We start from the raw sequence: 17,230 nt of genomic DNA, 5'->3' as shown, positions 1-17,230 counted from the left end.
GAGACGGTCTGGGCAAAGCATGCCTCCATTATTGGCGCGCCCGCATTGCCCCTCCTCAGCTCAAGCGGGGACCAGTTCCTTGCGCAGCAGCTTCGCTGCAGCCACCATGTTCGACAGCGCCGCCTCGGTCTCGGGCCAGCCGCGGGTCTTGAGGCCGCAGTCGGGGTTGATCCAGAGGTTCTCGTGCGGCACCACGCCCGCAGCCTTGCGCATCAGGCGCACGATCTCGTCGACCGAGGGCACACGCGGCGAGTGGATGTCGTACACGCCCGGGCCGATCTCGTTCGGATAGCGAAAGCCACCCGCATCGTTCTCGCCGCCGAAACCTCGCAGGAGTTCCATGTCGGAACGGCTGGTCTCGATGGTGATCACGTCGGCGTCCATTGCCGCGATCTCCGGCAGAATGTCGTTGAACTCCGAATAGCACATGTGCGTGTGGATCTGCGTCTCGTCGCGCACGCCCGAAGCGCTGATGCGGAAGGCGCGCGTGGCCGACTTCAGGTACGCGGGCCAGCCGGCGCGGCGCAGCGGCAGTCCTTCGCGAATCGCGGGTTCGTCGATCTGGATGATGCCGATGCCCGCGCCTTCGAGGTCGACCACCTCGTCGCGGATCGCCCAGGCAATCTGCTCGCAGGTGGTGGCGCGCGGCTGGTCGTCGCGCACGAAGGACCACTGCAGGATGGTGACGGGGCCGGTCAGCATGCCCTTCATCGGCAGCTTCGTCAGGCTCTGCGCATAGGCGGTCCACTCGACCGTCATCGCCGCCGGGCGCGCCACGTCGCCGAAGATCACCGGCGGCTTCACGCAGCGCGAGCCGTACGACTGCACCCAGCCGTTGGCGGTGAAGGCGAAGCCGTCGAGCTGCTCGCCGAAGTACTCGACCATGTCGTTGCGCTCGGCTTCGCCATGCACCAGCACGTCGATGCCCAGTTCCTCCTGCTTGCGCACGGCGAGTGCGATCTCGGCGCGCATCTTCTCGCGGTAGCCGGCGGCGTCGAGCTCGCCGCGCTTGAAGGCGGCGCGCGCGGCGCGGATGTCCGGCGTCTGCGGGAACGAGCCGATGGTGGTGGTCGGCAGCGCCGGCAAGGCGAAGCGCGTGCGCTGCACCAGTTGGCGCAGCGCAAAGACCGACACGCGGCTGTCGTCGCCGGCCACGCTGCGCGCCAGGCGCAGGGCCACGTCGGCGCGATGCACGCGCGGGCTGGCGCGGCGTGCCGACACTGCCGCGCGGGCGGCCGCCAGTTCGGTCGCGACCGAGGCTTCATCGCCATCGATGGCCGCGCGCAGCACGCGCAGCTCGTCGAGCTTCTCGATGGCGAAGGCGAGCCACGACTTGAGCTCGGAGTCGAGCTTCGTCTCGGCCTCGAGGTTGAAAGGCACGTGCAGCAGCGAGCACGAAGGCGCGATCCACAGCTCGCCCTTGTGCTTCTCCGCCACTGGCCTGAGCTTGGCCAGCGCGGCATCGACGTCGGTACGCCAGATGTTGCGGCCATCGACCACGCCGACAGACAGCACCTTGTGCGCCGGCAGCCAGTCGGCCACGCCCGTCAGCTCCTGCGGCGAACGCACGGCGTCCACGTGCAGGCCCGCCACAGGCAGCTGGCAGGCCAGGCGCAGGTTGTCCGACAGCGGCGAGAAGTACGTGGCCAGCAGCAGCTTCGGCGCGCTGCGGGCCAGTTGCCAGTAGGCGCGCTCGAAGGCGTTGCGCCACGCGTCGGGCAGGTCGAGGCCGAGGATGGGCTCGTCGATCTGCATCCATTCCACGCCCTGCTGCTTCAACCGCCGGAGCACCTGTTCGTACACGGGCAGCAGCGAGTCGAGCAGCGAGAAGCGGTCGAAGCCGGCTTCCTTTTCCTTGCCGAGGTACAGGAAGCTCAGCGGCCCGAGCAGCACGGCCTTGACCGCGTGCCCGGCCTGCTGCGCCTGCGCCACTTCGTCGAACAGGCGCGTCGACGCGAGCTTGAACTGCGTGGCCGCATCGAACTCGGGCACGAGGTAGTGGTAGTTGGTGTCGAACCACTTCGTCATTTCCAGCGCGAAAGTGCCGTCGGCGCCGTGGTTGCAGCTGTCGTCGTGCACGTGGCCGGCTTCGCTTTCCACGCCGCGCGCCATCGTGAAGTAACGCGAAAGTTCGGGTTCGCCGCCATGAAAGCCGAAGCGCGACGGCTCGCAGCCGAGCAGCTGGATATGGTTGGCCACGTGGTCGTAGTATGCAAAGTCGCCGACCGTCACGAAGTCGAGTCCCGCATCGCGCTGGGCCTGCCAGTGGCGCGCGCGCAGTTCTTCGCCGACCGCTTCGAGCGCGGCGCGATCGATCTCGCCGCGCCAGTGCTTTTCGAGGGCGAACTTGAGTTCCCGGTGGGCGCCCATGCGCGGAAAGCCGAGGGTGTGGATACGGGTGGTCATTTGCAGGTAGTAATCGCTGATCTTGGGAGCCTGCAATGGTCGGCGTTTGAGGCATATGATTCAAACGAAACCTTTTGCCCATTCGATTGAATAATTTTCATGTTGCAGTCGCCCCTCGAAATACGCCACCTGCGCACGCTCATCGCACTGCGCGACACCGGCAGCCTGGTGCGCGCAGCGCAGCTGCTCAACCTCACGCAATCGGCGCTGTCGCACCAGATCAAGCTGCTCGAGGACCGCTACGGCGCGCAGCTGTTCGAGCGCAAGTCGGTGCCGCCGCAGTTCAGCACCACCGGCCTGCGGCTGCTGCAGCTGGCCGACACCGCGCTGCCGCTCATCGAGGAAGCCGAGCGCGACGTGGCCCGGCTCGCGCTGGGGCGCAGCGGGCAGCTGCGCATCGTGGTCGAGTGCCATACCTGCTTCGACTGGCTGATGCCGGCGATGGACGCGTTCCGCCAGCGCTGGCCCGAGATCGAGCTCGACATCGTCTCGGGCTTTCACCCCGACCCGATCGCGCTGGTGATGCAGAACCGCGCCGAGGTGGCGATCGTGTCCGAGGAAGACCCCGATGAAACGGTCGACTACCACGCGTTGTTTCGCTTCGAGATCATGGCGCTGCTGGCCAACGACCATCCGCTGACAGCCAAGGCGTATCTCACGGCGCGCCACTTCGCCAACCAGACGCTCATCACCTACCCCGTGCCCGACGACATGCTCGACATCGTGCGGCAGGTGCTGGCGCCGGCGGGCGTGGAGCCCGCGCACCGCCGCACCACCGAGCTCACGGTGGCGATGCTGCAACTGGTGGCGAGCGGGCGCGGCGTGGCGACGCTGCCGCTGTGGGCAGTGCAGAACTACCTCGACCGCGGCTACGTCACGGCCCGTCCCGTGGGCAGCAAGGGACTGACTGGGCGGCTCTACATGGCGTGCACGGAGGGCACGTCGGGGCAGCCATGGCTGGCGGACTTCGTGCGCATCACGCGCGAGAGCTGCTTCAAGAGCCTGCCGGGGATCGAGCTGCTGTAGCAATGGCACTGCAGAATCGCAACTTCGCATCCACACTCGAGGACAGGAAGACCCGATGGCCCTGAAGAAAAAAGGCCGCTACTGGTACGGCGATGGTCCGGAAGACACGCAGGCCGAAGTGCAGCGCTACAGCCAGGCCAACGCCTACCCGGCCACGCGGTTCGCAGCATCGGCATGCAACTGCGGCCAACGCGTCTTCAAGCTCGAAACCGACGAGGACACGGGCGCGGCGCGGCGCACCTGCACGGCCTGCGGCAACGTTCACCTGATGGGCGACAGCGCCGAATACGCGGACGAAGCCGAGTTCGAGAACCACGAATGCGTCTGCGGCGCCGAAGCCTTCGAGCTGCTCTCGGGCGTGGCACTCTACGCCGACAGCAGCGACGTGCGCTGGTACTACCTCGGCTGCCGCTGCACCAGCTGCAGCCTCGTCGGTGTCTTTGCCGACTGGAAATGCGAAGGTGGGGACGCCGGCGACTTTCTCGCCGCCGTCTGATCGCGGCGCATCGCCTCGCCGATCCAGGCGCGGAAGGCCGCCACCTTCGGTCGATCGTGGCTGGCCTGCGGGTACACAAGGTAATAGGCGAAGTCTTCCAGCCATGCGGCTCTGAAGAGCCGCACCAGCCGGCCCTCTGCGACTTCGTTCGCCACCAGGGCCGCGGGCAGCAGGCCGACGCCCTGCCCCGCCTGCACCGCGCCCACCAGCAGCCCTGCATCGTCGAACGACGGCCCGCGGGCCGGGCCGGTGTCGGCAACGCCCTGCGCCTCGAACCACAGGCGCCAGCCCTTGCGTTCCGCGTCGTTCACTCGCGGCCACTGCAGCAGGTCGACCGGCTTCTTCGGCTTGCCGTGCTCGGCAACCAGCGCGGGCGCGGCGACGGCAACCATCTCGACCGTGAGCACGCGCTGGCTGGCAAGCCCGGGGTACTGGCCCATGCCGTGGCGGATGGCGACGTCGACGCCGTCGCGCGAGAAATCGGCCAGCGTGTTGCTGGCCCGCACCTGCAGGTCGATGCCGGGATGCGCTTTCTGGAATGACTTGAGGTGAGGCACGAGCCAGGCGGCAGCGAAGAACGGCGTGGCGCTCACGGTGAGCAGGCCGGTGTCCGCAGGCACGGCCACCTTTTGTGTGGCGTCGCTGATCTGCCTGAAGGCATTGCGCACTGGCGGCAGGTAGGCCTGGCCCGCATCGGTCAGGAAGATGCCGCGGTTGACGCGGCGGAACAGCTGCACGCCGAGGTGCAGCTCCAGCGTCTTGACGAGCTGGCTCACGGCGCCCGGGGTCACGCACAGTTCGTCCGCAGCGTTCTTCACCGAGAGGTGGCGTGCGGCGGCTTCGAACGCGCGCAGTGCGTTGAGTGGTGGAAGCTGGTGTTCCATGATTTAGCCGATCTGATCCGAATGAGACAGAAATTCTGGTTTGCGGCTCGTCCTTTGAAACGCGAACATCGGCACACGCAGATCCGAAACCGTGAATTTAGATATTCTGATCCAGACGATGAAGACCATTCCCTCGAATCCCACCTCATCCCCATCGCAGGGCAAGGGCCTCTTCCGCGGCTGGCTGGTCGTCGCGGGCGCCTTTGCCGTGACCTTCGTCGGCTTCGGCTGCGCCTACACCTTCAGCGCCTTTCTCGAATCGCTGCAGAAAGACTTCGGCGCCTCGCGCGGCTCGGTCTCGCTGGTGTTCTCGCTGGCGGGCTTTCTCTACTTCGGCCTGGGCGTGCTGAGCGGGCCGCTGGCCGACCGCTGGGGTTCGCGGCGGCTGACCGTCGCCGGCATGGTGCTGGTCGGGCTGGGGCTGGCGGTTGCGGGGCAGGCGCAGAGCCTGACGCAGATCTACCTGGCCTACGGGCTTGGCGTCGGCCTCGGGGTCGGCGCGTCGTATGTGCCGGTGCTGGGCGCGGTGCAGCGCTGGTTCGTCAGGCGGCGCGGCTTCGCGTCGGGGCTGGCGGTGAGCGGCATCGGCGTGGGCACGCTGGTGATGCCGCCGCTGGCGTCGTTGCTCATCGAAACGCTGGGCTGGCGGCATGCCTACCTGGCGCTCGGCGGGCTGGCGGTGGTGGTGGGCGTGGGCATGGCGCTGCTGATAGAAAACGACCCGCGCGACCGGGGGCTCGGCCCCGATGGCGATCCGCCGCAGCCGCTGGCCGCTTCGGCCAAGCCCGAGGGCTTCACGGTGCGCGATGCAGTGCGCTCACGGCGCTTCGCCGGCCTGTACGCAGCCTGCCTCATCAGTTCGTTCGGCCTGTTCGTGCCTTTCGTGCACCTCGTGCCCTACGCGCTGGACCACGGCGTGCCCAATGCCTCCGCGGTGCTGCTGCTGGGCGCCATCGGCGTCGGCAGCACGGCCGGGCGATTCTTCCTCGGTGGGCTGGCCGACCGCATGGGGCGTGCGCAAACCATGCTGCTGATGTCGACGGGCATGGCCCTGTCGCTGCTCGTGTGGGCGGCGTCCAGCAGCTTCCCGGGGCTGGCCGTGTTCGCGTTCTTCTACGGTGCGTTCTACGGCGGTTTCGTCGCGCTGCTGCCGGCGCTGGTCATGGACTACTTCGGCGGCCGCAACATCGGCGCGATCATCGGGGTGCTGTACACCAGCGTGGCCTTCGGCACGCTGATCGGCCCGGCCGCCGCGGGCTTTGCCTTCGACATCAGCCGCAGCTACATGCTGCCGATCCTGTCCAGCGTGGGCGCCAACCTCGTGGCGGCCGGCATCATGTGGGCAATGTCGCGGATGGACGCTTCTGCAAAGCTCGCCCCGGCCGCCTCGACGCGGGGTACAGTCGGGAATGATCCAACCGTCGCCCGCCGCTCCTAGCCAGCCTCCAGAGGCAGCCCCCGCCGAAATCACGGAGGACCAGGCAGTCATGCGTGCCTGGGCGCTTTTCGCGGTGCTCTTCGTGGTGGTGATCGGCCTGTTGTGGGCCCTGCACTCCCACTACGGCTGAACACAGAGCCCGCTTCAGGAAGCCTTCTGCACCAGCTTCAGCACGCTCGAGAAATCGAGTGCGCCGTGGCCGGCGAGGCTGTGTGCGGCATACAGGCTGCGCGCCAGCCCACCCAGCGGCGTGGCCGCGCGCACGGCGGTCGCGTTCTCTTGCGCCAGGCCCAGGTCCTTGAGCATCAGGTCGGTGCCGAAGCCCCCCGCGTAGTTCTTCGAGGCGGGTGACGTTTCCATCACGCCCGGCATCGGGTTGTACTTTTCCAGCGCCCAGTTGCCGCCCGAACTGCGGCGCATGATCTCCGACAGCACCTTGGGGTCGAGCCCGTTGGCCACGCCCAGCGCCAGCGCTTCCGAGGTGCCGATCATCAGGATGCCCAGCAGCATGTTGTTGCAGATCTTCGCGGTCTGCCCCGCGCCGGCCGCGCCGGCGTGGAAGATGTTGGCGCCCATCTTTTCGAGCACCGGGCGCGCGCGCTCTAGGTCACCCGTCTCGCCACCGACCATGAAGGTCAGCGTGCCGGCAATCGCACCGCCGGTGCCGCCCGACACGGGCGCGTCGATCATCGCAATGCCCTTGGCGGCAGCAGCTTCGGCCACCTTGCGCGAAGTGGCAGCGGCGATGGTGCTGCTGTCGATCACCAATGTGCCGGCGCGGATGCTGTCGAGCAACCCGGGTTTGCCGCCACCGCCGAGAAACAGGCCCTCGACGTGCGCGCTGGCCGGCAGCATGCTGATGACGACCTCGGCATCGGCCACCGTCTCGGCCGCCGACTTGGCAATGGGCAGGCCTTCGGCGCCGAATTTCTTGCAGGCCTCGGCCGAGAGGTCGAAGGCGCTGAGCGTATGACCTGCCTTGAGCAGGTTCATGGCCATCGGGCCGCCCATGTTACCGAGGCCGATGAATGCGATTTTCATATGTCTTGTCTCCGTTGTTCTGTGCAGGAATCGATGCGTGTGGATCAGACCAGCGACGCCAGCTCGACCGGCATCTCGCCGCGCGGGCGCAGATGATCTTCGATGAAGGCTGGCGTGATCTCTTCGAGCGTGGCCGGGCTCCAGCGCGGGTTGCGGTCCTTGTCGACCAGCACCGCGCGGATGCCTTCGGCGAAGTCCTTGTGTGCGCAGAAGCCGAGCGAGGCCCAGTATTCGAGACGGAACACCTCGGCCAGCGACATGCGCAGAACGCGCTGCCACAGCTCGAAGCTCAGCGCGGCCGAGCTGGGCGCGCCTTTGGCGAAGGTCTTGGCTGCGGTCTGCAGCCATGTGTCGTCGCTCTGCAGATCGCGCAAACGCCTTGCGATGTCGAGCAGGTCGTCGCCCGCCATCAGCGCATTGATGGTGTCGTAGTGCTCGCGCACCTTCGATGGCGGCATCTCGGTGCCCTCGCCCGCCTTGGCGAGGATGCGCGACAGCGTGGCGCGGTCAGCCTTGTTCTCGCCGGCCCATTTCGTCGAAGCGATGGCTTCCAGCACCTCGCCCTTGCGCTCCTGCGGGACCAGCACATCGGCCAGCCCGCAGAAGATGGTGTCGGCCGCGTTGATGTTGGCGGCCGTGAGCGCCAGGAACAGGCCCGTGCGGCCCGGCGTGCGGCGCAGGAACCAGCTGCCGCCCACGTCGGGGTACAGGCCGATGTTGATCTCGGGCATGGCGATGCGGCTTTGCAGCGTCAACACGCGGTGCGAAGCGCCGGCCAGCAAGCCCACGCCGCCGCCCATCACGATGCCGTGACCCCAGCACAGGAAAGGCTTGGGGAAGGTGTGGATCAGGTGGTCCAGTTCGTACTCTTCGCGGAAGAAGTCTTCGGCGTAGGTGTTGCGCTCGGGGCCGCAGTCGAGCAGCGTCTGGTAGAGCTGGCGCAGATCGCCGCCTGCGCAGAAGGCTTTTTCACCGGCGGCCTGCATCAGCACGCCAACGATGCCTTCGTCCTTCGCCCATTCGCGCAGCTTGGGCGTGAGCAGGCGAACCATGTCCACGGAGAGTGCGTTGAGCGAAGCCGGCGCGTTGAGGGTGGCAACGCCGAAGCGCTGGCCGCCGGCGGTCTTGATTTCGTCGAAGAGAACTACGGAGTCGGTCATTGTCTTGAGAGGTTCTGGATGCGGAACTTCAGCGGATATCGCTGTCGCCCTCCAGCAATTTTCGCGCAACGATCACACGCATGATCTCGTTGGTGCCTTCGAGGATCTGGTGCACGCGCGCGTCGCGCACCAGCCGCTCCAGCGGAAACTCGCTCAGGTAGCCATAGCCGCCGTGCAGCTGCAGCGCGTCGTTGCAGACGTTGAAGCCCGCATCGGTCGCAAAGCGCTTGGCCATCGCGCAATAGGTGCTGGCGTCGGCATGTCCGGCGTCGAGCTTCGATGCCGCCAGCCGCACCATCTGCCGCGCCGCCACCAGCTCGGTCGCCATGTCTGCCAGCTTGAACTGCAGCGCCTGGAAGCTCGCGAGCGGCTTGCCGAACTGCTGGCGCTCGTGCAGGTAGCGGCGGGCCGCGTCGAGCGCGCCCTGCGCCGCGCCCACCGAGCAGGTCGCGATGTTGATGCGCCCGCCGTCGAGCCCCTTCATGGCAATGCGAAAGCCCTCACCCTCCTTGCCCAGCAGGTTCTGCGCGGGAATGCGCACGTTGTCGAAATTGATGCTTCGCGTGGGCTGGCTGTTCCAGCCCATCTTGTGCTCCTTCTTGCCGTAGCTGACGCCGGGCGCGTCGGCCGGCACCGCGAAGGCCGAGATACCGCTCGCGCCCGCGCCGCCCGTGCGCGCCATCAGCACCAGCACATCGGTCGAGCCGGCGCCCGAGATGAAGGCCTTGCCGCCGTTGATGACGTACTCGACGCCCTGCAACTCGGCGCGCGTCTTGAGCGAACCCGCATCGGAGCCCGCGCCCGGTTCGGTCAGGCAGTACGAAGCGAGCTTGCGCCCGCTCGTGAGCTCTTCGCCCCACTGCTGCGCCACCGCATCGGTGGCCCAGGTGCCGAGCATCCACGTCGCCATGTTGTGGATCGTGATGAAGGCCGTGGTCGAGGGATCGACCGCGGCCATCTCCTCGAACACCAGCGCCGCATCGAGCCGCGGCAGCCCGAGGCCGCCGATGCGCTCGGGCGCATAGAGCCCGCAGAAGCCCAGCTCGCCGGCCTTGGCGATGGCCTCCTTCGGGAAGACGGCCTCCGCGTCCCACTGCGCCGCATGCGGCGCGAACTCGGCCTGCGCAAAGTCGCGCGCGCTTTGCGCGAAAGCGCGCTGCTCTTCGGAAAGTTCGAAGTCCATCCGACGGACTTCTTACTTGAGACTGATCGTGGTGTTGACGCCGTGCGAGACGGTGCTGTCGTCGAACCAGCGTGCGGTCACGGTCTTGGTCTGCGTGTAGAACATGATGACCTGCTTGCCGTACGGCCCCAGGTCGCCGAGCTTCGAGGCGCGCGAGCCGGTGAACGAGAACATCGGGACCGGCACCGGAATCGGCACGTTGATGCCGACCTGGCCCACGTCGATGTCTTCCTGGAACCGGCGGGCGGCCGCACCCGACTGCGTGAAGATCGCCGTGCCGTTGCCGTTCGGATTGCTGTTGATCAGCTCGATGGCTTCGTCGATGTCCTCGGCGTCGGCAATGCACAGCACCGGGCCGAACACTTCCTGGTCATAGATCGTCATGCCGGGCTTCACACCGGTGAAGATCGTCGGGCCGACGAAGTTGCCCTTCTCGTAGCCGGGCACCGTGGGCTTGCGGCCGTCGAGCACGAGCTTGGCGCCATCGGCCTCGCCGCGCTCGATGAGCCCGTTCACGCGGTCGTAGGCAGCGCAGGACACCAGAGGCCCCACGTCCACGCCCTTTTCGGTGCCCGCGCCGATCTTCAGCGTCCTGGCCTTCTCGATGAGTTCGGGCACCCAGTTGCGCGCCTCGCCCACCAGCACCGCGACCGACACGGCCATGCAGCGCTGGCCGGCTGCACCGAAGCTGGCGCCAGCCAGTGCGTTGAGCGTCTGCTCCTTGTTCGCGTCGGGCATCACGATGGCGTGGTTCTTCGCACCCATCATGCATTGGGCGCGCTTGCCAGCCAGCGTGGCGCGGTTGTAGACATGCGTGCCGACCTTGGTCGAACCGACGAAGCTGATCGCCTTGATGTCCTTGTGGTCGCAGATGCCGTTGACCACCGCTTCGCCGCCATGCACCACGTTCAGCACGCCGGGCGGAATGCCGGCTTCGAGTGCCAGTTCGCACAGGCGCATGGTGACCATCGGGTCCTGCTCGGAAGGCTTCAGCACGAAGGTGTTGCCGGTGACGATGGCCATCGGGAACATCCACAGCGGGATCATGGCCGGGAAGTTGAAAGGCGTGATGCCGGCGCACACGCCCAGCGGCTGCAGCAGCGTGTAGGTGTCGACGCCGTTGGCCACGTTGTTGGCCAGCTCGCCGAGCTGCAGGTTGCCGATGTTCGATGCATGCTCGACCACTTCGAGGCCGCGGAACACATCCCCCTCCGCATCTGGCAGCGTCTTGCCCTGCTCGGCCGTGAGGATGGCGGCCAGCTCGCCCATGTTCTCGCGGATGAGCTGCTGCAGCTTCAGGAAGATGCGGGCGCGCGCGCCGATGGGGGTCTTGCGCCAGGTCTTGAAGGCTTCCTTGGCGGAGGCCACGGCGGCGTCGAGCTCGGCTTGCGTGGCGAAGGGCACACGGGCCAGCACCTGCTGCGTGGCCGGGTTGACGACATCGCGCCATTCGGTGGTTTTCGATTCGACGAGCTTGCCGCCGATCAGCAGCTTGACGGTGGCGACTTTCGTCGAGGGGGTGGTGGTGGCGTCCATGGGGTTTGTCTCCTGTGAATCTCGGGAAGGCGATGCCGGTCGGGGGCCGGTACAGCGTGCATCCTAGCTTTGCATATTTGCCATGACAATAGACAAATTTGCGCCTTGGTTTTGCATAAATGCAGAATGCGGAAAAGGACGCAGAGGATGCGAACCTCCATCGAGAACCCGAACACACATGGACTGGGACAACCTGCGCTACTTCCTCGAACTCGCCCGCTCCGGGACGCTGATGAGCGCCGCGCGCCGCCTCGAGGTCGACCACACCACGGTCGCGCGCCGCATCCAGGCGCTGGAGAAGGAAGTCGGCGCCCCGCTGTTCTCGCGCGAGGCAGGCGGCCACCGGCTCACCGAAGCGGGCCGCCGGCTGCAGCCGCAGGTCGAGGCGATGGAGAGCGCGTTCCAGGCCGTGGAGAGCACCGCGCCGGCCTCGCAGGAAGGCCTGTCGGGGCTGGTGCGCATAGGCGCCACCGAAGGCTTCGGCACCGTGGTGCTGGCACCGCAGCTCGCGCTGTTCGCGCTGCAGCATCCGAAGCTCACCATCGACCTGCTCGCGATGCCGCGGCTCGTGCACCTGTCGCGGCGCGAGGCCGACATCGTGATCTCGCTCGAACGGCCGGCGCGCGGGCCGGTGGTCGTCACCAAGCTCACCGACTACACGCTGCGGCTCTATGCGTCGAAGAAGTACCTGGCAGCGCACAAGCCCATCAGGACGCGCGAAGACCTCCGCGGCCACACCTTCATCAGCTACGTGGACGACCTGCTGTTCAGCAAGGAGTTGCAGTACCTCGACGAACTGCACCGCCCCGACAGCTTCGCGCTGCGCAGCACCAGCGTGCTCGCGCAGCACAGTGCGGTGGCGGCGGGCGCGGGCATCGCGGTGCTGCCGGCCTTCATCGCCGAGAACGACAGCGCGCTGCGGCCCGTGCTGCCGGGGCAGGCGAACTTCACGCGCACCTTCTGGATGTCGATGCCGGAGGAAACCAAGCACCTGGCACGTATGCAGGCGGTGTGGAGCTTCCTGCGCGAGACGGCGCAGGCCCGGCAGGCGCTGTTGCTCCTGGCCCCGCCCGGCGATGAGAATGGCGCGTCGCAGCAGCGGCCGGCCCGTTCGCGCAGGCCGGCCCCGTAGCAAGCCAACCCCGACACGGAGATTCGCCCCATGCCACGCCACCGCCCCGCACGGCTCGAACACATCGCAGGCATCGGCGTCGACCGCATGGGCGCGATTGCCGACGACGCGGACGGCCCACCGTTCCTGCGGCTGGAAAACCTCGACGTCGACATCCCGCCCGACCCCGAAGCCATCGCGCGCACCGTGCGTGCCGCCACGGAAGACGCCGACAACAGCTACCTCCCATTCGTCGGCCAGTCCCGGTTGCGCGAGATCGCGGCGCGGCATGTGTCGGCGCTCTCGGGCGTTGCTTACGACGCACGCAACTGCGTGATCTCGGCCGGCGGGCTCTCGGGCATCCTCAACGCGCTGCTCGCAACCGTCGAGGTGGGCGACGAAGTGCTGGTGACCGATCCGACCTACGCCGGCCTGCTCAACCGCATCCGGCTCGCCGGCGGCACGCCGAAGTACGTGCCCTTTGCATTCAACCCCGGCGGCGAATGGAAGCTGGACCGCGCCGCGCTGCAAACGGCCATCGGCCCCCGCGTGCGCGTGATGCTGCTGATGTCGCCGTCGATGCCGACGGGCGGGTACTTCGACGCGGACGACTGGCGCACCATCGCCGCGCTGTGCGTGCGGCACGACCTGACGCTGATCCTCGACACCGCCATGGAACGCCTGCTGTACGACGGCCGCGAGGTCATCCACCCCGCGGGCCTGCCCGGCATGGCCGAACGCACGATCACGGTGGGTTCATCGGCCAAGGAGCTGCGCATGATCGGCTGGCGCGTGGGCTGGACCGTGGCACCCGAGAGCTACATGCCGGACCTCGTGGCCGTGTCGCTCGCGAACGTGGTGGTACCCGTGGGCATTGCGCAGGACGCGGTGGCCACGGCGCTGGCGCAATCGGCGCACACGCTCGCGCCGTATGTGGGCGAGCTGGAGCGGCGTCGCGACACGGTGCTCGATGAACTCAAGGGACTGCCGGTCGGCGTGCCCGCGGGCGGCTGGTCGTTGCTGCTGCGTGCGAGCGACTTCGGCATCGACGGGCAGACGCTGTCGGAGCGTCTGCTGAAGCATCGCGTGTGCGCCACCGCGATGAAGGGCTGGGGCGAAACGCATGGCGCGCAGTACCTGCGCTTCGTGTTTTCCAACGAGCCGGTCGAACGGCTGCGCGGACTGGGCGAGAAGGTGCGCGCCGCGCTGGAAGCCTAGCGGCGTGCGCGGGCCGGCAGCGCCGCACCGCCGGAAAGCGGGCGGTACCAGACCAGGTACACCGCCACCAGGACGGCCAGGAACGGAAGGCCCACCAGCAGCGTCAGCCTGAACATCGGCGTGAAGTATGTGGTGACCAAGATCGCCAGCACCAGCCCCGCGCCCAGCAGCGTGAGCCACGGAAAGCCCCACATGCGGAAGCCCGGGCCGGGACGCCCTTCCTTCACCCAGCGGCGGCGAAAGAACCAGTGGGTCGTGAAGATCATGAACCAGGTGAACAGGCCGCCGAACATGGCGATGGCCATCATCAGCGCGAACGACTGCTCGGGCGCGACGACGCTCAGCACGGTGGCGATGGCAATGCCGGCACAGGAGATCGCCAGCGCGTCGATCGGCACGCCGTTGCCGCGGATGCGGCCGAAGCGCCTGGGCGCATAACCGGCGCGCGACAGGCTGAACATCATGCGCGTGGCGATGTAGAGCAGGCTGTTCATAGCCGACAGCGCGGCGATCAGCACCACGAAGTTGATCACCGCTGCGGCGCCGGGAATGCCGATGATTTCCATCACCTTCACGAACGGGCTCTTGTCGGCGTTGGTGGCGTTCCACGGCACGATGGCCAGCATCAGCGCGATCGATGCGAGGTAGAACACCGCCAGGCGCAGCATGGTGGCGCGGAAGGCACCGGTCACCGCGCGCTCCGGGTCCTTGGCCTCGCCGGCGGCGACGGCGATGGTCTCAACGCTCATGTAGCTGAAGATGGCGACCACGACCGCCACCCAGGTGCCCCACAGGCCCTTGGGAAAGAAGCCGCCCTGCACGGCGTAGTTGTCCAGGCCGATGCCTGCGGGACGCGAGCCGAACACCACGTAGGCACCGATCAGGATGAACAGCACGATGGCCACGATCTTGACCATCGAGAACCAGTACTCGACGAAGCCGAAGGCCTTCACGCTCATGGCGTTGACCATGATCAGCAGCGCCGAGAACAGCACCACCCAGAGCCACTGCGGCGAGCCGGGAAACCAGTACGCCATGTACACGCCGATGGCCGTGACCTCGGTGCCCACTGCCAGCACCACGCAGGCCCAATAGACGTAGCGCACGATGAAGCCTGCCCACGGGCCGATGTAGTGCTCGGCGTAGGCGCCGAACGAGCCCGAGGTGGGATGCGCCACGGTCATCTCGGCGAGGCAGCCCATCAGCAGCAGCGCGATGAGGCCGCCGATCGCGTAGCTCACGAGCACGCTGGGGCCGGCCAGGCCGATGGCGAAACCGCTGCCGAGGAACAGGCCAGTGCCGATGGCGCCGCCGATCGCGATCATCGCCATCTGGCCAGCGGAAAGCTCCTTCTGCAGGCCCTTTTCCCTGTTCGATATTTCCTGAAAGCTGCTGGACATCGTCATCTCCTCGTATTTTGGAAAGTCATGCGGATGCAGAAGGCTCGGGGATCACGGCGTAGGCCACGATCTCGAGCTTCATGCCGGGCACCACGAGGCCGTTGACGCCCATGCTCGACCGGTTGGGGTAAGGCGCCTCGAAGAACTCGCGATAGACCGCGTCGATGGCCTTCATGTCCTGCACATCGGTCATGTAGATCAGCACCTGGGTCACGTCGTGCAGCGTGCCGCCGGCAGCATGTAGCGCGCGGCGCAGGTTGGCGAAGGTCAGGCGAGCCTGATCGTCGATGGCGCCGGTGTCGATGCTGCCGTCGGAGCGCACGGGGCCGTGCGCGGTGAACAGCAGGCCAGCCGATTTCACGGCCCAGGAAAACGGCTGGCTCAGCGCAGGCAGGCCGACGTCGATGATCTCTTTCATGGCATTCCTCGCCGGGTGCGTCATCGGCCCAGCACGGCGGCCATGGACGCCGCCACGTGATCGACGTTGCCGTCGGTCAGGCCCGAGATGCACATCCGGCCCGAGCGGACCAGGTACACCGCGTGCTCGTCGCGCAGGCGGGTCACCTGCGCTTCGTTCAAGCCCGTGTAGCTGAACATGCCGCGCTGCGTGAGCAGGTAGTCGAAGTTGCGCCGGCCCTGGAATCTTTCGTCCAGCGCGGCGTGCAGGCGCTCGCGCATGGCGCGGATGCGCTGGCGCATCTGCGCGGTTTCCTGCGTCCACAGCGCGAACAGCTCGGCGCTGCGCAGCACCGTGGCGACGATGCGCGCCCCGTGGGTGGGCGGCGTCGAGTAGTTGGCGCGCACCGTGGCTTTCAGCTGCCCAAGCACCGTCTGCGCCGTGGCGCTGTCGGCGCACACCACGCTGAGGCCGCCGCAGCGTTCGCCGTACAGCGAGAAGTTCTTGGAGAAGGAATTGGCCACGAAGAATTGCAGACCCGCGTCGGCGAGCGCGCGCAGCGCGAAGGCGTCTTCGTCCAACCCGTCGCCGAAGCCCTGGTAGGCGATGTCGACGAACGGGATCAGGCCGCGGTCGCGCAGCACCGGAATCAGCGCCTGCCACTGGGCCGGCGAGAGGTCGACGCCGGTCGGGTTGTGGCAGCTCGCGTGCAGCAGCACGATGCCGTGGCGCGGCAGGGTCTCGAGCCTGGCCAGCATCTCGGCGAAGCGCAGGCCTCCAGTGGCCGGGTCGTAGTAGGGGTAGGTGTTGACGGCCAGGCCCGCGCCTTCGAACAGCGCGCGGTGGTTCTCCCAGGTGGGGTCGCTGACCCAGACCTGGGACTCGGGGAAATAGCGGCGCAGGAAATCGGCTCCCACCTTGAGCCCGCCCGAGCCGCCGAGGGTCTGCAGCGTGGCGATGCGGCCGCTGACCACGGCCTCGTGCCCGGCACCGAAGAGCAGGCGCTGCACGGCCTGGCGGTAGTCCGCCACGCCTTCGATCGGCAGGTAAGGACGCGGGCCGATGCCGTCGAGCAATGCGGTCTCGGCCTTGCGCACGGCTTCCATGACGGGCAGCCGGCCCGCGCCGTCGAAGTAGATGCCGATGCTGAGGCTGACCTTGTTCGTCCGCGGATCTTTCTGGAAGTCTTCCATCAGGGACAGGATGGGGTCGCCGGCATAGGACGGAACGTGGGCGAACAGGGGCGGTGACATGGACATGGTCGTGGAGGCTGGAGCTTCTGGAGGGGGGGCAGGAAGAAGCGCGACCGTGACCGGTTTTGCTTTTTGAATTTCACGCAATGCTATGCATCGAATCAACAAATAACGTAGTGTTGAACCCTACATACCTTCATTTGAGGTATGTTTATTCGAATTTTTCAATTCAGAGAAATAATTATGCAAACCGACCTCGATTTGACCGACCGGAAGCTGTTGAAGGCGTTGCAAGACAACGCACGGCTCACCACGGGCGAGCTCGCACAGATGACGCAGCTGTCGCAATCGCCCTGCTGGCGCCGCATCAAACGCATGGAAGAAAGCGGGCTGATCGCCGGCTACCAGGCCCGGCTCAGCCGTCGCGCGCTGGGGTACGGGGTCATGGCATTCGTGATGATCGGCATCGACCACCAGAACGACGCCCGCTCCACCGAGTTCGAGGAGGCAGTCCGCGCCATTCCCGAGGTGGTGATGTTCCACGGCATTTCCGGGCCCGAGGATTTCATGCTGGTGGTCGTGGCACGCGACCTGGACCACTACTCCACGCTGCTGCAGACCCGGCTGCATCGACTGCCCGGCGTGCGGCAGGTGCGCACAAGCTTCTCGCTCCAGGAATTCAAGGGCTTCGAGGGGCTGCCGATTCCCGCGCCAGTGCAGGCCGGGGAATAGGCGCACGCC

At 67.1% G+C, this 17,230-nt stretch carries 15 protein-coding genes; 6 read left to right on the top strand and 9 right to left on the bottom strand.

Annotated elements, in window-relative coordinates; genetic code table 11:
• Window positions 1-60: 60 nt before the first annotated feature.
• Window positions 61-2,406 (bottom strand): 5-methyltetrahydropteroyltriglutamate--homocysteine S-methyltransferase, encoded by a 2,346-nt coding sequence (metE, locus tag ASD05_RS11220; protein ID WP_056594270.1) that lies wholly within the window; start codon window positions 2,404-2,406, stop codon window positions 61-63.
• Between the two features lie 99 nt (window positions 2,407-2,505).
• Here metE and ASD05_RS11215 point away from each other — a divergent pair, with 99 nt between their 5' ends.
• Both ASD05_RS11215 and ASD05_RS11210 read left to right on the top strand, forming a co-directional pair.
• Window positions 2,506-3,432 carry a LysR family transcriptional regulator gene (locus ASD05_RS11215; protein ID WP_056591843.1) on the top strand — a complete coding sequence of 309 codons (927 nt, stop codon included), beginning with the start codon at window positions 2,506-2,508 and terminating at the stop codon, window positions 3,430-3,432.
• A 55-nt stretch (window positions 3,433-3,487) separates the two neighbouring features.
• A complete protein-coding gene (locus tag ASD05_RS11210) occupies window positions 3,488-3,928 on the top strand; it encodes a hypothetical protein (protein ID WP_056591840.1) in 441 nt (146 codons plus the stop codon).
• Here ASD05_RS11210 and gcvA read toward each other — a convergent pair.
• Window positions 3,829-4,812: a transcriptional regulator GcvA gene (gene gcvA / locus ASD05_RS11205; protein WP_056591838.1), complete on the bottom strand. Its 984-nt coding sequence runs from the start codon at window positions 4,810-4,812 to the stop codon at window positions 3,829-3,831. The genes ASD05_RS11210 and gcvA overlap by 100 nt on opposite strands.
• 118 nt (window positions 4,813-4,930) lie before the next feature.
• Here gcvA and ASD05_RS11200 point away from each other — a divergent pair, with 118 nt between their 5' ends.
• Window positions 4,931-6,250, top strand: coding sequence for an MFS transporter (locus ASD05_RS11200; protein WP_056591835.1), 1,320 nt, complete (start codon window positions 4,931-4,933; stop codon window positions 6,248-6,250).
• 144 nt (window positions 6,251-6,394) lie between these two features.
• Here the strand turns inward: ASD05_RS11200 and mmsB are convergent, their stop codons facing one another.
• The 4 genes from mmsB to ASD05_RS11180 are packed head-to-tail and all read right to left on the bottom strand — an operon-like array spanning window position 6,395 to window position 11,170.
• Window positions 6,395-7,291, bottom strand: a complete 897-nt coding sequence (gene mmsB, locus ASD05_RS11195; protein ID WP_056591832.1) for a 3-hydroxyisobutyrate dehydrogenase — start codon at window positions 7,289-7,291, stop codon at window positions 6,395-6,397.
• Window positions 7,292-7,335: 44 nt separating this feature from the next.
• The gene (locus ASD05_RS11190) at window positions 7,336-8,451 is read right to left on the bottom strand and encodes an enoyl-CoA hydratase/isomerase family protein (protein ID WP_056591829.1); all 1,116 of its coding nucleotides are present in this window, start codon (window positions 8,449-8,451) and stop codon (window positions 7,336-7,338) included.
• 28 nt (window positions 8,452-8,479) lie between these two features.
• The gene (locus tag ASD05_RS11185; protein ID WP_056591826.1) at window positions 8,480-9,634 is read right to left on the bottom strand and encodes an acyl-CoA dehydrogenase family protein; all 1,155 of its coding nucleotides are present in this window, start codon (window positions 9,632-9,634) and stop codon (window positions 8,480-8,482) included.
• A 12-nt stretch (window positions 9,635-9,646) separates the two neighbouring features.
• Window positions 9,647-11,170, bottom strand: coding sequence for a CoA-acylating methylmalonate-semialdehyde dehydrogenase (locus tag ASD05_RS11180; RefSeq protein ID WP_056591823.1), 1,524 nt, complete (start codon window positions 11,168-11,170; stop codon window positions 9,647-9,649).
• 178 nt (window positions 11,171-11,348) lie between these two features.
• On the opposite strand from ASD05_RS11180, the gene ASD05_RS11175 reads away from it, so the two are divergent.
• Together ASD05_RS11175 and ASD05_RS11170 are read left to right on the top strand one after the other, a co-directional pair.
• Window positions 11,349-12,302: a LysR family transcriptional regulator gene (locus ASD05_RS11175; RefSeq protein ID WP_056591819.1), complete on the top strand. Its 954-nt coding sequence runs from the start codon at window positions 11,349-11,351 to the stop codon at window positions 12,300-12,302.
• 30 nt (window positions 12,303-12,332) lie between these two features.
• Window positions 12,333-13,499, top strand: a complete 1,167-nt coding sequence (locus tag ASD05_RS11170; RefSeq protein WP_056591816.1) for a pyridoxal phosphate-dependent aminotransferase — start codon at window positions 12,333-12,335, stop codon at window positions 13,497-13,499.
• Here ASD05_RS11170 and ASD05_RS11165 read toward each other — a convergent pair.
• From ASD05_RS11165 to ASD05_RS11155, 3 genes are read right to left on the bottom strand one after another with little or no spacing between them, the layout of a single operon-like run.
• Complete coding sequence (locus ASD05_RS11165) at window positions 13,496-14,899, bottom strand: amino acid permease (RefSeq protein ID WP_056594266.1); 1,404 nt, start codon at window positions 14,897-14,899, stop codon at window positions 13,496-13,498. The two genes, ASD05_RS11170 and ASD05_RS11165, sit on opposite strands and share 4 nt — an antisense overlap.
• Before the next feature lie 25 nt (window positions 14,900-14,924).
• Window positions 14,925-15,317, bottom strand: a complete 393-nt coding sequence (locus ASD05_RS11160) for a RidA family protein (RefSeq protein WP_056594263.1) — start codon at window positions 15,315-15,317, stop codon at window positions 14,925-14,927.
• A gap of 20 nt (window positions 15,318-15,337) precedes the next feature.
• On the bottom strand, window positions 15,338-16,537 hold the full coding sequence (locus tag ASD05_RS11155; protein ID WP_200955439.1) for an aromatic amino acid transaminase: 1,200 nt from the start codon (window positions 16,535-16,537) through the stop codon (window positions 15,338-15,340).
• 195 nt (window positions 16,538-16,732) lie between these two features.
• Here ASD05_RS11155 and ASD05_RS11150 point away from each other — a divergent pair, with 195 nt between their 5' ends.
• Window positions 16,733-17,221: an Lrp/AsnC family transcriptional regulator gene (locus tag ASD05_RS11150; RefSeq protein ID WP_056591810.1), complete on the top strand. Its 489-nt coding sequence runs from the start codon at window positions 16,733-16,735 to the stop codon at window positions 17,219-17,221.
• Window positions 17,222-17,230: the final 9 nt, after the last annotated feature.

The sequence above is a fragment of the Variovorax sp. Root434 genome (assembly GCF_001426595.1).
GTDB lineage: Bacteria > Pseudomonadota > Gammaproteobacteria > Burkholderiales > Burkholderiaceae_C > Variovorax.
Note: the sequence above shows the minus strand (reverse complement) of the source record. Positions and strands in the feature narration are given on the sequence as shown.

Bases quoted from the DNA above. Each gene is read 5' to 3' on its own strand.
- ASD05_RS11175 (WP_056591819.1), top strand. From the start codon at position 11,349: ATGGACTGGGACAACCTGCGCTACTTCCTCGAACTCGCCCGCTCCGGG.
- ASD05_RS11210 (WP_056591840.1), top strand. From the start codon at position 3,488: ATGGCCCTGAAGAAAAAAGGCCGCTACTGGTACGGCGATGGTCCGGAA.
- ASD05_RS11215 (WP_056591843.1), top strand. From the start codon at position 2,506: ATGTTGCAGTCGCCCCTCGAAATACGCCACCTGCGCACGCTCATCGCA.
- ASD05_RS11185 (WP_056591826.1), bottom strand. From the start codon at position 9,634: ATGGACTTCGAACTTTCCGAAGAGCAGCGCGCTTTCGCGCAAAGCGCG.
- ASD05_RS11180 (WP_056591823.1), bottom strand. From the start codon at position 11,170: ATGGACGCCACCACCACCCCCTCGACGAAAGTCGCCACCGTCAAGCTG.
- mmsB (WP_056591832.1), bottom strand. From the start codon at position 7,291: ATGAAAATCGCATTCATCGGCCTCGGTAACATGGGCGGCCCGATGGCC.
- ASD05_RS11160 (WP_056594263.1), bottom strand. From the start codon at position 15,317: ATGAAAGAGATCATCGACGTCGGCCTGCCTGCGCTGAGCCAGCCGTTT.
- ASD05_RS11150 (WP_056591810.1), top strand. From the start codon at position 16,733: ATGCAAACCGACCTCGATTTGACCGACCGGAAGCTGTTGAAGGCGTTG.
- ASD05_RS11190 (WP_056591829.1), bottom strand. From the start codon at position 8,451: ATGACCGACTCCGTAGTTCTCTTCGACGAAATCAAGACCGCCGGCGGC.
- metE (WP_056594270.1), bottom strand. From the start codon at position 2,406: ATGACCACCCGTATCCACACCCTCGGCTTTCCGCGCATGGGCGCCCAC.
- ASD05_RS11200 (WP_056591835.1), top strand. From the start codon at position 4,931: ATGAAGACCATTCCCTCGAATCCCACCTCATCCCCATCGCAGGGCAAG.
- ASD05_RS11165 (WP_056594266.1), bottom strand. From the start codon at position 14,899: ATGTCCAGCAGCTTTCAGGAAATATCGAACAGGGAAAAGGGCCTGCAG.
- gcvA (WP_056591838.1), bottom strand. From the start codon at position 4,812: ATGGAACACCAGCTTCCACCACTCAACGCACTGCGCGCGTTCGAAGCC.
- ASD05_RS11170 (WP_056591816.1), top strand. From the start codon at position 12,333: ATGCCACGCCACCGCCCCGCACGGCTCGAACACATCGCAGGCATCGGC.